This is a genomic window from Planococcus sp. MSAK28401 (genome assembly GCF_018283455.1).
Classification (GTDB): domain Bacteria; phylum Bacillota; class Bacilli; order Bacillales_A; family Planococcaceae; genus Planococcus; species Planococcus alpniumensis.
Map to the genome: position 1 here is coordinate 3,162,737 of NZ_JAAMTH010000001.1, position 14,426 is coordinate 3,177,162.

Genomic DNA, 14,426 nt, shown 5'->3' on the forward strand with positions numbered 1-14,426 from the left:
AAAATAAGAGCCTCTTGTTCCACAAGCTTAATTATTTAACATTAAATAGTTTAGTGTTAAAGTATATTTATATGAAATCCAATCCTTTGATTAAACAGGAGTGTAAAGTTATGGATACCAACAACCTTTTTAAATTGATTCACACTGTCGAAGCCGTGACAAATGAATCCATCATCGTGTGGAATGATGCCTTTCCGCATAATGTCGGGGTCTCCCCTATTCTCGTGCTCGGCGAACTCGAGCGAAACGGCGCACAAAACCAGATGAAGCTCGCGGAACTGCTCGGGTTTACTGGAGGCGCGATGACCAATATCGCCGGCAAGCTGGTGAAAATGGGCCTCGCTGTCCGCCGTTCGAACGATCAGGATCGCCGCCAAGTACTGCTGGACATCACCGAAGAAGGCACGAAGGTGCTGAAAGAAGCGCAAACGCTTGGCCAACAACAGCATATGGAGCTGTTCGAGGTGCTGGATACGGACGAAATCGCCCAATATTTGGCGCTCAATGAAAAAATCTTAAACGGCTTGAGAGCAAAACGAACAAACAGAGAGAAGGAATCCAAATGAATCGAGTTCAAGGAAAAGTTGCATTGGTCACTGGAGGCGCTTCAGGCATCGGGCTTTCCGCCGCTACATTACTGGCACAAGAAGGCGCAAGCGTGGTCATTGCGGATTACAACGTAGAAGGCGCCAAGCAAGCCGCAGCTTCTATCCAAAAACAAGGATTTGAAGCGATGGGCGTTTTCCTCGACGCCGCAAAAGAACAATCGATTCGAGACGCGGTCGACTTCACTGTTGAACATTACGGAAGCCTTCATATCTTGTTCAATAATGTCGGCCTCACCAACCTCCAAAAAGACCTGGATGTTGTCCATATCGATTTGGACGAATGGGACCGCCTCATGAATGTCAACGTCAAAAGCGTGTTGCTCGGCAGCCGGTTCGCGATTCCCCATATGATCGAAGCGGGCGGCGGTTCGATCATCAATACCGCGTCGATGGCCGGCTTCACAGGAGATGCGATCCGCTCGGCATACGGGGCATCCAAAGCCGCAGTCGTCAATTTGACGCGCTATATCGCCGCCCAATATGGCAAGGACAAAATCCGCTGCAACGGCGTCGCACCCGGCTTGATTTTGACCCCTGCCGCTAAAGATAACCTATCGCCGAAAGTACTGGCGATTTTCGAGAAATACAACGCCCTCCCGTATCACGGCGAAGCGGACGATATCGGGAACACAGTGCTGTTCCTCGCTTCCGATGAATCCAAATTCATCACCGGCCAAACGATTCAAGTGGAAGGCGGCCATTACATCGCCAATCCGACAGCGCCCGACTTCACCAGCATGACTAGTTGAGGCTTTTCTGGAAACGAATTTGAAAGGGGTTTGAAACACATGCGTAACCCACTGATTGCGCTCGTGGCCACTGCCGCTCTCCTCGCTGCCTGCAGCGGAGAACAAGCAGACGCCGGCATTGAAGCCGCTTCAGAAAACGAACAATCGTTTACCGCCATCCAAAACGAGTCCGCCGAAAACTCCAAACTGCAGGATTTGAAATCCTTGCCGGAGTTTACGGTGATCGACGAGGAAATCGGCAGCGACTCATTGGAAGCAGAACTCGTCTCGGATAATCCAGGTGAACGTGTATTGCTATTGAATAAAGACGGAGATGAATTCAAAAGCATTTTTGTCAAAGAAACAAAGCGCCTGAAGATCATCGATATCGACGGTGAAGGCTTGATTTTCAACGACATACTCGACATCCGCAATTAAAAACAGCGCCCGGAAGAAGAAATTCTTCCGGGCGCTGTTTTTAATTGACGAAGCGGAACTGCTGGCTCGAAATGAGCGGGTAAGAGACGAGTTGTGCGCTGTCCAAATCTTCGGCGTGCATATCCACCGCCGTGATTTGGCTGTTGTCATATGTCGTGTAATAATAAATTCCCTTGTCCATATTGCAGCAGGAAGAATACAAAGTGTATTCGAACTTCCCGTCCTCTAGCGCGTTGAGCCCTTTCGGCTGCGCCACCGAATTCAGGATATGAAAGAACTGTCCGACACTGTCTGCTTCACTGCTGCCGGATGCCGAGTTGAATTTGGCGAATGTGGCTCTTACAAAACGCGAAGTCGAGGACAAATCCCCCGGCAAGCCGATGCCGCCCATGCCGAGGCTGTATGGCTGGAGGTCTAATTGTTTCGAAAAGCGATTTTCAGGGGCGGAAGCTGTCACCGATAAATACTGGTTCAAATTGAACAAATGATAGCCGAATTCGGGATTATTCGCCAGCACGCCGACTGGATTATCGTAAACTTTCAGCCCTTCTTTTACAGACTCCACGACGATCGACTGCTGCTGGTCGGAAATCATCCAGTGAAGCGGTGCGATTGGGAGCTGTTCACTGAAAGGAATATCCGCCAAATTGAGTTTCGACAACAACATTTTTGCTTCCTCGACCGTTTCACATTGGCCTAGAATCCACGGAATGAATTCAAAAGGCGCGATATTGTCTTTGTCCGAATCCTCTCGATGGAAATGAGCATTTCCCGGGAAATTAAGACCTGCCATGCTCAAGCCTTTTTCATTGGTAGCGTCATAGTATAACGGATAATGGTCAATGACTGTAACCATGCCAATCAAGGCGTAATGACTCATCATGTCCTGGGCTTTACGGAAACGAAAATGAAAATTCCGCGGCGTGATGGTCACCATCTCATTATAGGAAATATCTAAATCGAGATTGCGGCCAAAATAATGATCTTTCGTTTCGAAACTGATCGCTGTGCACATAACTGTCCGCCCCACTTTCTAGTTTATGGCATTGTTTACTACTCTCTTTATACCCAAAGTTCCATTGACTAAATATTCTTCCGTTTTCCCTCCCGAAACTTTCTTTCCTCGCCCCTTTTCAGTTGCTATCCTGAAAAAACTTTGCCGTAGACACACTCGATTTCGGGGTGGTATCCTACTCAAGTACTTGCAGGACGGGGGAATTAAAGGTGGAACAAGAACGATTCGACAATCTGAAATTAGGCGAGCGGGGCGCGATGCTCAGCATTGCTACCTATATTATTTTATCAGTCATTAAATTATGGATCGGCTATATAGCAGGATCAGAAGCTTTAAAAGCGGACGGCTTGAACAACGTCACCGACATCGTTGCGTCAACGGCAGTTTTGATCGGCTTGAAATTATCCCAAAAGCCGGCAGACGCCAACCATCCTTACGGGCATTGGCGAGCAGAGACCGTGGCTTCTTTGGTGGCGTCGTTTATCATCGTCGCAGTCGGGCTTCAAGTCACCTACTCAGCCGTCGTGTCAATGTTCCAAGGCACCAGCGAAACACCTGGGCTGCTCTCGGCCTGGACCGCAGGATTTTCTGCTATCGTCATGTATTTGGTATATCGATATAACAAAAAGCTAGCTGAGCGCATCAATAGCAAAGCTGTTGCGGCGGCCGCAAAAGACAATTTATCCGATGCCTGGGTGAGCATCGCCGCGGTCGTCGGGATTGTCGGGGCGCAGTTTTACCTGCCATGGCTCGATCCGCTTGCGGCTCTTCTTGTCGGTGTATTGATCGTCAAAACCGGCTGGGGCATCTTTTGGGAAGCGACCCACGAACTGACGGACGGCTTTGACGAAGAGCTCATCAAGTCGTTCAAAGAAACTGCGCTCAATACGCAAGGCGTCACCGAAGTCCGCGAAATCCGCGCCAGAAACTACGGCAACCGGGCCGTCGTCGATGTCACCGTCTTGGTGCCGGGTGATTTGGACATTGCCGTCGCACACGACATCTCGACCAAAGTGGAAGTCAAACTCATGAAACGCTACGATATTTCGGCAGTCCATGTGCATGTGGAGCCACATTAAAAGCTTTGGCAATTGCCGAGGCTTTTTCTATTTAAAGCATTTCTCAATATGCCTTCGCCCAATAAACCAGCTCATCCGCTGGTTGACTACAATATACACATGTTTCCGACACCGCTTGCGAGTCGAACGGAATGCAGCGCGAAGTCGCTTGGGTCTGTTCTTTTATCGCGTCTTCGCATTCCCGTTTGCCGCACCACATCGCTTTGATGAAGCCGCCATGGGCACTCAAAGTCTCGCTGAAGTGTTCCATCGACTGTACCGTTCTTGTTTCCGACAAACGGTGCGCAAGTGCTTTTTCGTAAAGCCCATGTTGAATTTTTTCCAGCAGGCGAGCTATTTCCGCTTCTATTTGGCTATTTGCCACTTCTATCTTCTCTCCCGTGTCTCTGCGGACCAATACCACTTTTTCCTGCTCGATGTCTTTCGGTCCAATTTCCAGGCGCAGCGGAATGCCCCTCATTTCCGTTTCATTGAACTTCCATCCTGGCTTTTTATCGCTAGCGTCAATATCGACGCGCACCTCAGATGACAGCGAGTTTTTAAGATCATATGCGGCATCCAGTACACCTTCTTTATGCTGGGCAATCGGTACGATTCTCACTTGCACAGGAGCGATCGCTGGTGGCAGGACCAGTCCTTGATCGTCACCATGGACCATGATCATTGCACCAATGATGCGTGTCGTGAATCCCCAAGATGTTTGGTGGACCGGCTGGAGAGCGCCTTCGCGGTCCAGAAATTCGATGCCGAACGATTTGGCAAAGCCCGTGCCCAAGTTATGGGAAGTCGCAGATTGCAAAGCTTTGCCGTCATGCATCAAGCTTTCGATTGTATAGGTGTAATCTGCGCCCGCAAACTTCTCTTTTTCCGTCTTACGGCCTTTGATCACTGGAATCGCCAGCACCCGTTCGCAGATATCCGCGTACACTTCGAGCATCCGGAGCGTTTCTTCATGCGCGTCTTCTTCCGTTTCGTGGCATGTATGTCCTTCCTGCCAGAGAAATTCCAAGGTTCTCAAGAACGGGCGTGTCGTTTTTTCCCACCGCACGACATTCGACCATTGATTATATAATTTAGGCAAATCCCGATAGGAATGGACAATGTTCTTATAATGCTCTGCGAACAGCACTTCGGAAGTCGGGCGGATGCATAGTCTTTCTGCCAGTTTCTCATCTCCTCCATGCGTCACCCAAGCTACTTCCGGCGCAAATCCCTCGATATGGTCTTTCTCTTTTTGAAGTAGGCTCTCTGGAATCAATAACGGCATATAGACATTTTCGTGCCCCGTGCGTTTAATCTCCCCATCCAGTGCATCTTTAATATTTTCCCAAATCGCATAGCCATAAGGACGGATCACCATCGATCCCCGAACACTCGAATAATCCACGAGTTCCGCTTTAGTCACTACATCGGTATACCATTGCGCAAAATCTTCATCCATCGCCGTGATTTTTTCAACCATTTGTTTTTTCATCGGATTTCCCTCTTTCGTTCTATTTTTGAACAATAAAAAGCGCCGCTCTAATGAAGGGACCCTTGGAGGTGGTACCACCCTTCTTTAAAGCAACGCTTTACGCTCTCAATGGATAACGGCATCGGCCGCTGTATTTTTCAATACAGATTCTGAAAGGCAGGTTCAACAAAGGCACTTTGGGTATCTTCCAGCTTTCGATCCCCTCTCTTGAAAAGCCCCGCTTGCTTACTGGTCCTTAAAATTACAAGTTGTTTAGCAATTAAATTCTTATTAGATTAATTGAATCGAGGTAAGTTGTCAATAACTTGAAGGTTTTTTCGGCCTTTAAAATCAAAAAATTCTAAATAACACTTGCACCTTCCGTAACGTCAGCTTGTATAATGGAAATAATTACAAATGAAAACGAGGGGTAAAATAGGGTGTATACTATCGGAAAACTCGCAGAAATCAGCCAGGTGTCGGTAAGAACTTTACGCTATTATGATGAAATCGGCTTGTTGCTGCCTTCAGAAAAGAATGCAGCAGGACGACGTTTCTATTCGGAAGATAAAGTGGCTAAATTACAGCACATCTTAATGCTTCGCGATCTAGGCTTCAACTTGTCTACCATTCAACAATTTCTCGTTAGGCGCGAATTCGATTTATCGAGCGTTTTGAAAATGCGTAGAAAAATCATTCAGGAAGAACTGAATCAGTTAAAGAAAATCGAGGGTTCCATTGAAGCTTTAATAGATATTGCGGAGATGGAAACCCACATGGAGTGGGAGACGATCTTTGCCACTTATACTTCCCACTCTTCAAATAAACAGCATTTGAGAGAGTCCTGGACCAAATATTTTTCCGAAGAAGAACAGCAAATTGTAGACAGTTTTCCCGTTTTTGGAGAGCAAAGCGGTGACGAATCGCAGTGGGAGGCGCTTGTACAAAAAGTACGAGCTAATTTAAGTCAAGACCCGGCAAGCTCTGCCGCGCAAGACCTAGCGAAAGAGTGGCTGGAACTCGTCAATAGAATGTATCGGGGAAACAGCAAACTGGCGAATAAAGTGTGGGAATTGAATAAGACGAAAAAACCGCACCAACGGGTCTTTTCCTACGAACCTGAGGTTATTCTCTTTATTGAGCAGGCTATCAAACATTACAACCAGCAATTGGAGAGCTTGATATGAAAAAATTCATTCTGCTCGACCTGATTTGCTACGTCGCACTGCCTTACTTTATCTGGACCTATGGACGTGAGCCGTTAGGAGATTATTATGCCATGCTGTTCTCAACCGTTCCAGGCTTTCTCTATACAATCTACCGCTTTTCAAAAGAGCGGCAATTTAATATTGCAGGGCTCTCCATTCTGCTTTCGCTATTCCTTGGAACTATGGTGAATTTGTTGTCTGGAAGCGCTGAAAATCTACTTTGGAATCAAGTGTATTTAGGTTATGCCTTTGGACTGGTTTACTTGATTTCCATAATGCTGAAAAAGCCACTGGCACTTCAATTTGCAGTTGATTTTGTTTACTTGCAAGGGATGCCAAAAAACAAAAGCAAAGCCCTGTTCTCGAAAAAACCCATCTTCCTTTGGTTTCAATTACTGACGGGCCTTTTCTTCTTTACCAGCCTGTTTCAAAACTCGTTTAAAGCATGGCTGATCCACTCATATGGTGTCGATGGCTATGGTGAAATGTTGCTTTACTTAAAGGCAAGCGGTTGGTTTTTTTACGGACTAAGCATCGCAGGATTTTTTTCTTATTGGCCATAAAATTAACAACCAACCCGAGCAGGCTGACATCCCCGATATGCCATTGAATTCACAAGAAAGCTTGCAGGTCGAAAAAAGTGCACTTGGTACACAACATCAAAAATAAAAGTAAAAAAAACCGGTGAGGAAAATCCAGCCACCGGTGTTTTTGTGTTCATTCTGTTTTTATATCCTGTCCAGATTTCCTATATCCGCGAGATACACTTCAAAATCTTCTTTCCGAAAAACATGCAAAATGCATGGCTGTTTTTCTTTGTTCTCAAGCGCTTGATGCTCTTCCGGAAATTCACCTTCTACATTCAGGCTGATAAAAGGCAGTTTTTCCTGCGCTTTTTGAGAGCGGATGTTCACCGTTCTTGCCCCTGCAAAAACACGCGATAATCCCAGTTCTTCAAAGGCGATTTTCAATATCTCGACTTTGGATGCTTCGTTAAACCCTTGCCCCCAGTATTCCTGGCCGATCCAGGTCCCGATATGGCAAGATTTTTTGGCGTGGTCGATGAACATCAAATCCGTCAGGCCGACCAGCTGGGCGTGCTCATTTAAAATGACGCGCGCTATTCGTGTGCCTGCTTTTTCTTCTTCCCTCACCAGACGGCTGAAGCGGATTGTATCGTCCAGTGTCCCATCCGGCAAACCTAAAGCGTCTTTTACCCCCGGCACCGAGGATAAGCGGAAAATTTCTTCGCAAAATTCGTCTTTATGCGCAACCAATTTCACTTTCTTCATAATCCATCCCCCTACATTCGTGCAAAACTTCTCTAAGGCCTTTCTACGGGTTCATCTTGAGAAAAGTTTCTTGGCTTCTTTTGGCGCAGCCGCATTGCGGTAGCGCGGATGTTCAGGAAGCATGGCGTCTACCAGGCTCTTCACTGCAGGCTGCTGAGAAGTAAACACCTCGTCTTTGTCATGAAACACTCCTGCAATTTGCCCCTTGTCCATGATGGCCATCGTGTCTGAAATGGAATAGGCAGCGCGGATATCGTGTGTAATAAATAGATAAGAAAGGCCATGCATCGTTTTCAAGTCCTGCAATAAATTCAAAATGGTCGTTTGGGTCACCATGTCCAAACTGCTGACGGATTCGTCCAACACGATCATCTTCGGCTTCAACGCAAGGGCTCTTGCAATATTGATGCGCTGCAATTGCCCGCCGCTGAACTCGCGCGGGTATTTTTTCATGTCGCTGCTGCTAAGCCCAACTTGCTCCAATAAATCTGCAATGGCCCGGTTCTGCTCGCCGGCGGACAGCTTTTCGTAATTCTCCAAGGGTTCTGCAATGATTTTCTCAGCCGTCAGGCGCGGATTTACGGAAGAATAGCTATCTTGGAACACCACTTGTAAATTCCTGCGCATTTGCTGGCGGCTTTTGGCATCCATGGCGTATACATCTTGCCCTTGAAAAATCACTTGTCCTTGTTGCGGCTTTTCAAGGCCCAGAATAACTTTTCCGAGCGTACTTTTGCCGGCTCCGCTTGATCCGAGCAGTCCCAGGCACGTCCCTTCTTCTATCGATAATGAGATCCCGGAAAGAACGGGCTTCACGTCCTGCTTGCGCCAGAAAGAGCGGGAGGCGCCGTATGAATGGGTAATATCCTTAACTTCCAATAAACTCATCTATGGCTTCCTCCTTCTTTCAGTCATGAGTTAGATGACGAGCCGGTTCAAGGCTTCGTTGCCTGAAAACATCGGTCTCGCCTGCAGCAATTTCTTGGTGTACTCATGCTGCGGACGATCGAATAAGTCGCACACTTCCGCTTGTTCCACGATTTCTCCGCGTCGCATGACTGCTACTTCATCCGCAAGTTGTGAAATCACGCCCAAGTCATGGGAAATCAGCAGAATCGCTGTCCCGCATTCTGTCCGCAACCGGTCCAGCTCTTTCAATACTTGCAGCTGATTGGTTACATCAAGTGCGGTTGTCGGTTCATCGGCAATGACGACAGCCGGGCGCAAAGACATGGAGATCGCGATCATGACCCGTTGCAGCATGCCGCCGCTCAATTGAAATGGATATTTTTTCATCAGTTTAGCCGGTTCTTCTAAATTCATGCTCTCCAGTGAAGCGATTGCCAATTCGACTGCTTGTTTTTTTCCAAGCCCTGTATGTGTACGGATCGTTTCGACAAATTGATTGCCGATTGTGTAGACCGGCGTAAAAGCGTTCATGGGGTTTTGCATGATAAAGCCGATTTCCTTGCCGCGAATCGTACGCATCGCTTTCGTCGCCAAACCATTCAGCTCCTGGCCATTCAATTGGATGCTTCCTTGGACTTGCATTGCCCGCTGGTCCAATAATTGCATCAAAGCCATGGAAGTGACCGTCTTGCCGCTTCCGCTTTCCCCAATCAGTCCGAGCACTTTGCCCGGTTTTAATTCCAAATTCACGTTCCGCACCAACGGAAGAGCCCCTCGGCTGGATTTGGCAGCGATATTCAAGTTGTCGACTTGCAGAACATTCGGTTGTGTATGCATACGTCTTCTCCTTTCAGTAGCGCCGTTTGACGCCGAACTGCTCTGATAACGATTCACCAATGACATTGAACGAAATGACCACGAATAAAATCATCAATCCCGGATACAGCATCAGTTCCAGATTGCTTCTCATAAAGCTGGTGCCTTCGTGAATCATCGCGCCCCATTCCGGTGTAGGCGGCTGGATGCCGAGCCCAAGAAACGATAAGGCTGAAATGTCCATAATGGCCCAGCCCATCTCAAGCGTGCCCATGACCATGATCGGCGGCAGTACATTCGGTACGAGATGGCGCCTGATGATTTTCCAATTGGACGACCCGCTGATGCGCGCCGCTGTAATGAAGTTCTGTTCTTTCATCGAGACGACCATGCCGCGGATCATACGGGCGTAATACACCCACTGCACCATCATCAACGCCACGACCACTTGCCATAGCCCCGGCCCAAGAAGGCCGACGATTCCCAATACCAATACCAAATTCGGAAAAGCCATGACGCCGTCGCAAAAGCGCATCAATAAGGTATCGATCCAGCCGCCGCGATAGCCTGCCAAAGTTCCAACGACCAGCCCGATGCCGAGCGATGCCACAAAAATTAAAGTTGCAAACCCAAGCGACACGCGGGCTCCGAACAACAACCGGGACAAATTGCAGCGTCCGAGCTGATCGGTGCCGAGCGGATATTCGAGAGATGGCGGCATGAGTTTAAGTGCCAAGTTTACTTGTATCGGATCATTCGGGGCGATCCACGGCGCCAGGATGCTGACGAGGAAGAACACCACCAAAATGCCTGAGCAAATCGCGAATGGCCATTTGCCTTTTAATGCAGTTCGTATACGTGCCATCAAAATTGCGTCCTACCTTCCCGTGAAATGCGCGGATCCAAATACAGTTGGATGATATCCACGATCAAATTGCAGACGATGAACAAGCATGCAGCGAGTACAACATAGCTTTGAATCACCGGAATGTCCCGGTTAAAAATAGCTTCGATGAAAAACCGTCCGAAGCCCGGCCAGGAAAAGACTTGCTCGACAATAATCGTCCCCGTGAGCAATTTCCCCAAATTCATCCCAAGTCCCGTCAGCATCGGAGAGATGGAAATTCTCAATACGTGCTTGACCATGATGCCTTTTTCCTTTAAGCCGCGCGTTCTGCCATATAAAACATAGGCCTCTTCCAATTCCTCCAGCACACTTGCTCGCAACAGCCGTGTATAAATGGCGATCAAAGCAAGTGACAGCGTAATGCTAGGCAAAACGAAGTGTTGCCATGTCCCCCGGCCTTCAACCGGAAACAAGTCCAGTTTGACGGCAAAGAAGAAAATCAATACATAGCCAAGCCAGAACTGCGGAATCGATGCGCCTAAATAGGAAAGCAGCCGGCTGAAATGATCCAGCCAGCTGTTCTTATAGACCGCTGATAAAAATCCGAGCGGCACACTTACAATGATAGCGACTAAAATACTGCTGAAGGCCAGTTGAAGCGTTGCCGGCAGCCGCGTCGCGATTTCCTGCCATACCGGCGTGTTCGTTACGTAAGAGTTGCCAAAGTCAAACCGCACGATATCTGCGACCGTCTGAAAATATTGGACAATCAGCGGCCGGTCCAAGCCGAATTCCTGGCGCTTTTCAGTCAGCAATTCTTCTGTCGGATGAATATTGGAAGCCGCCAGATACGCTTGTGCGGGATCTACCGGCGACAAGCGCACCAACACGAACATCAAGAAAATCGCAAAAAGAATAATTGGAACAACCGCAAAAAGCCGTTTTATGAGATAGATGACCATTGGATTGCCCTCCTGTTATCACTTACTTACTGAAATATCATTGAATGGATGTTCGTCGCGGTTGGCCGGAAATTCAAAGGACTCGATATCGTTTTGATAGGCCACCGTCTTTTTCATATAGGAAATCGGAATGAAGACCGATTGTTCCTGCAAAGTCGTTAAAATAGTGCCATATAATTCCTGGCGTTTCGTTTCATCGGTAGAAGCCAACGCTTCGCGCACCTGCTCGTCCAGTTCGGTTTTCATCGGCAGATTGGAATGCGCTTCTGCCACGCCCCAGCCGTCTTCAGCGACGACATTGATCATGGAATGCGGATCATAAGGAGCCCCGTAGTTGTACCAGAAATCCAAATCGAAGTTGCCCGCTTTGCGGCGCTCGATTTGCTCGGTCAATTCCAAGCCTGCAATGTTCAGCTTGACGCCGATCGCTGACCATTCCGCCTGAAGCGTTTCGGCCATTGCTTTTTGAATCGGGTCGGTCTTGTCGTAGATCAATTCCAGTTCGAGCGGCTGTCCGTCTTTTTCACGGACAGCGCCGCCGGACTCCAGTTTCCAACCAGCTTCGTCCAAATAAGAAGCCGCTTTTTCCACGTCATATTCGATTGCTTCGATATCTTCTTGCGCATATGGGAAATTGGATGACAGAATCGAATCCGCTTTTTCTTCAAGGCCAAGCGTGATGCCTTCGACCATCGCTTGTTTATTGAACCCATGATGGAGCGCCAAGCGCACATTCAAATCAGACAGTTTTTCGCTCGTTGAATTCACAAGCATCGTTCTCGTCGCCACCGGATCGGATAGATCAGTCGTGTATTCACCGGTTTCTTTCAAATAATTGAACGAATCCATGCTGACGACGCCTTCACCGTAAATCAAGTCAAGCTCGCCTTTTTCAAAAGCAAGGACGCGCGTTTCCGCATCCGGAATGATTTTGATGGTCACTTCTTCTAATTCCGGACTTTCTCCCCAGTAATCGGGATTGCGTTTGAAAACCGCATATTCATCTGTTTTATACTCGTCCAATACCCAAGGCCCGGTCCCTACTGGTTCTGTGATTCCTTTGGATGTATCGCCATCTTCCGGGAAGCCCGCTTCGCCAAGCATCCGCACCGGGCGCACGACCGCTAAATCCTGCAAAGCCGGGTAATACGCTTGTGTCAGCACCATTTTGAATGTCAGTTCATCCACGACTTCGATCTTGTCGAGCACGTTGATGACGCCAAGCCAGCTGTGGGAATTTTTATTGGCCAGGACTGCATCAAAATTCTTTTTCACCACTTCTGAAGTGAGCGATGAGCCATCCGTAAACTTGACGCCTTCGCGCAGATTGAATGTATATTCACGGCCGTCTTCCGACACTGTCCATGACTCGGCCAAGTGGGGTTTCACTTCTCCGCCTTCTTCGTAGCTGACAAGCGGCTCGTAAATCATCGATTGAGTGATCAATTGTGACGGATTATAGACATGTGGATTCATCGGACCGATATCACGCGGCCAAGACATCGTAATGGAATTCGGGTTATCGGTTTCTGCATCAGCCGAACCCGCAGCATTGTCATCCGAGCAAGCGGACAAGGCAAGCGCTGCACAAGCGGCCAGTGCTAAAAACAAGTTCTTTTTGCTGTTATGTATTTTCATGGGTAATGTATTCCTCTCTCATTTCAATTACTGATAATGATTCTCAATTTCACTCCTGTAAATATAATAATATATCGGCAGTTTGTCAATGCGCATTTGAATTAATATGCACCTTAAACAGCCGTTCTGTTCGCCGGCAATGAAAAATCCCTCCAATTATAAGGAAGGATTTCGAAAAGGTTATTTAATCTGGAGCGTTCAGTAGCGTTTCAACTTCATTTCGCAAATAGTCTCGCACTGCCGATAAATCTTTTTTCACAAAATCTGCTTCCGGACGATCCGATTGATAAGCTTCTGCTGCTTGCTGAATAACTGCCGTGAACTGTTCCGGTAAATTCTCCTGTCCCCATCTCCCCGCCTCTTGCTTCGAGGAAACTTTGCCTTCTTTTACATACCAATACACACGAACTAAATTCAATGTGCAATACACTGGCTTTTCGTGAATATTTTCCAAGCAGTCTTCATAGTCTTCCAAAATAGAAGCCAAGTAGTCCTGTTGGGGGATACTCGGAAAAACTTCTTCAATCGGACGCCCCGCCAGGCAAATGCCGCGATGCTTTAAAATCATGAAATGCGCAGCCAAATCGCCATCGGTCTTTTCTTCATTATTTATGTACTTGTTTAACTCAGTCTCATAGCGCTCACGCCAATACTCACTGAAATGAAAATCATACGGCGTTGGGTGACTCCAGCTTTCTAATTGCTCGAGAGTCAATGAACTGATCTCAATTGGGAAAGGCTTGCTGGATTTCTCGAGAAAGAAATGCGCCAATTGCTGCTTATGATGCATAGATAAGGGCCGCTCTGTCACCAACAGCAAGTCGATATCGCTTCTGTGTGGATTGAACCCGCCCATTGCCAGGGAACCGTGCAAATACATCCCCACTGGCGGTTGTTCGATCATATCGTTTACCCCGTCCATCAAATCAGCTATAAAATTTTTTAACTCCTGCGGGCAATTGCTCCAATCATAACTCATTCGAATCGCTTCCTTTTATAGAGACATTCTTAAAATTTCACCTTATATACACAGCGGAATCGTTCAACTCCTGGATACTTCTCCCCTAAACTGGCAATAGAAAATCCATAGTTTCTGTAAAACTCCACTGCTTGCCGATCGGTTTCAGCAAGGATTTGATCCGGTTGATACAGCTGGCAGATTGCATCGATCATTCCACTGGCAATATTTTTCCCACGCAGTTCAGGTAACACGGCGATATGCCGGATTTCGCAATTGCCTTCTTCCAATAACGCAATCCCGATGCAAGCAAAAAATTCATCTGCAGCCGCTTCACCGTACAGGTTGAGGTTTGGAGAAGCCATGTATTTCTCATACTCCCGCTCTACTTTTTCAGCAGAAGTGGCATAAGACAATAGCTTGTTTACGGAAGGATGCATTTTGTTCGAATCAATTTCTCTCACATCCTCACCTC

Annotated in this window: 16 protein-coding genes; 6 read left to right on the top strand and 10 right to left on the bottom strand. The window is 47.5% G+C overall.

The annotated features are described in order from the left end of the window. Positions 1-110: 110 nt before the first annotated feature. From G3255_RS15980 to G3255_RS15990, 3 genes are read left to right on the top strand one after another with little or no spacing between them, the layout of a single operon-like run. Positions 111-566: a MarR family winged helix-turn-helix transcriptional regulator gene (locus G3255_RS15980; protein ID WP_211655378.1), complete on the top strand. Its 456-nt coding sequence runs from the start codon at positions 111-113 to the stop codon at positions 564-566. Further along, a complete protein-coding gene (locus G3255_RS15985) occupies positions 563-1,357 on the top strand; it encodes an SDR family NAD(P)-dependent oxidoreductase (RefSeq protein ID WP_211655379.1) in 795 nt (264 codons plus the stop codon). Before G3255_RS15980 ends, G3255_RS15985 begins: the two co-directional genes overlap by 4 nt. Positions 1,358-1,396: 39 nt before the next feature. Then, complete coding sequence (locus G3255_RS15990; RefSeq protein WP_211655380.1) at positions 1,397-1,774, top strand: hypothetical protein; 378 nt, start codon at positions 1,397-1,399, stop codon at positions 1,772-1,774. Between the two features lie 40 nt (positions 1,775-1,814). Here the strand turns inward: G3255_RS15990 and bsh are convergent, their stop codons facing one another. Continuing rightward, entirely contained in the window at positions 1,815-2,789 is a 975-nt protein-coding gene (gene bsh / locus G3255_RS15995; protein WP_211655381.1) for a choloylglycine hydrolase, read from the bottom strand. A 209-nt stretch (positions 2,790-2,998) separates the two neighbouring features. Between bsh and G3255_RS16000 the strand changes: the two genes are divergently transcribed. After that, positions 2,999-3,868 (top strand): cation diffusion facilitator family transporter, encoded by an 870-nt coding sequence (locus tag G3255_RS16000; RefSeq protein WP_349291450.1) that lies wholly within the window; start codon positions 2,999-3,001, stop codon positions 3,866-3,868. Between the two features lie 43 nt (positions 3,869-3,911). On the opposite strand, the gene proS is transcribed toward G3255_RS16000, so the two are convergent. Beyond that, positions 3,912-5,342, bottom strand: a complete 1,431-nt coding sequence (gene proS, locus G3255_RS16005; RefSeq protein WP_211655382.1) for a proline--tRNA ligase — start codon at positions 5,340-5,342, stop codon at positions 3,912-3,914. A gap of 419 nt (positions 5,343-5,761) precedes the next feature. Between proS and G3255_RS20310 the strand changes: the two genes are divergently transcribed. Then, positions 5,762-6,508, top strand: coding sequence for a MerR family transcriptional regulator (locus tag G3255_RS20310; protein WP_211655383.1), 747 nt, complete (start codon positions 5,762-5,764; stop codon positions 6,506-6,508). Next, positions 6,505-7,092 carry a VC0807 family protein gene (locus G3255_RS16015; RefSeq protein ID WP_211655384.1) on the top strand — a complete coding sequence of 196 codons (588 nt, stop codon included), beginning with the start codon at positions 6,505-6,507 and terminating at the stop codon, positions 7,090-7,092. The genes G3255_RS20310 and G3255_RS16015 overlap by 4 nt, the downstream gene beginning before the upstream one ends. A gap of 165 nt (positions 7,093-7,257) precedes the next feature. Here the strand turns inward: G3255_RS16015 and G3255_RS16020 are convergent, their stop codons facing one another. The 8 genes from G3255_RS16020 to G3255_RS16055 form a co-directional block, all read right to left on the bottom strand. After that, entirely contained in the window at positions 7,258-7,821 is a 564-nt protein-coding gene (locus G3255_RS16020) for a GNAT family N-acetyltransferase (RefSeq protein ID WP_211655385.1), read from the bottom strand. 51 nt (positions 7,822-7,872) lie between these two features. Next, entirely contained in the window at positions 7,873-8,709 is an 837-nt protein-coding gene (gene nikE / locus G3255_RS16025) for a nickel import ATP-binding protein NikE (RefSeq protein WP_211655386.1), read from the bottom strand. A 30-nt stretch (positions 8,710-8,739) separates the two neighbouring features. Further along, positions 8,740-9,567: a nickel import ATP-binding protein NikD gene (nikD, locus tag G3255_RS16030; protein WP_211655387.1), complete on the bottom strand. Its 828-nt coding sequence runs from the start codon at positions 9,565-9,567 to the stop codon at positions 8,740-8,742. A gap of 13 nt (positions 9,568-9,580) precedes the next feature. After that, the gene (gene nikC / locus G3255_RS16035; protein WP_442757082.1) at positions 9,581-10,414 is read right to left on the bottom strand and encodes a nickel ABC transporter permease subunit NikC; all 834 of its coding nucleotides are present in this window, start codon (positions 10,412-10,414) and stop codon (positions 9,581-9,583) included. Further along, positions 10,411-11,355, bottom strand: coding sequence for a nickel ABC transporter permease subunit NikB (nikB, locus tag G3255_RS16040; protein WP_211655389.1), 945 nt, complete (start codon positions 11,353-11,355; stop codon positions 10,411-10,413). Before nikB ends, nikC begins: the two co-directional genes overlap by 4 nt. 18 nt (positions 11,356-11,373) lie before the next feature. Beyond that, positions 11,374-12,993 (bottom strand): nickel ABC transporter substrate-binding protein, encoded by a 1,620-nt coding sequence (nikA, locus tag G3255_RS16045; protein ID WP_211655390.1) that lies wholly within the window; start codon positions 12,991-12,993, stop codon positions 11,374-11,376. A gap of 184 nt (positions 12,994-13,177) precedes the next feature. Beyond that, on the bottom strand, positions 13,178-13,972 hold the full coding sequence (locus G3255_RS16050; RefSeq protein ID WP_211655391.1) for an aminoglycoside adenylyltransferase domain-containing protein: 795 nt from the start codon (positions 13,970-13,972) through the stop codon (positions 13,178-13,180). 29 nt (positions 13,973-14,001) lie between these two features. Then, the gene (locus G3255_RS16055; protein WP_349291451.1) at positions 14,002-14,415 is read right to left on the bottom strand and encodes a GNAT family N-acetyltransferase; all 414 of its coding nucleotides are present in this window, start codon (positions 14,413-14,415) and stop codon (positions 14,002-14,004) included. Positions 14,416-14,426: the final 11 nt, after the last annotated feature.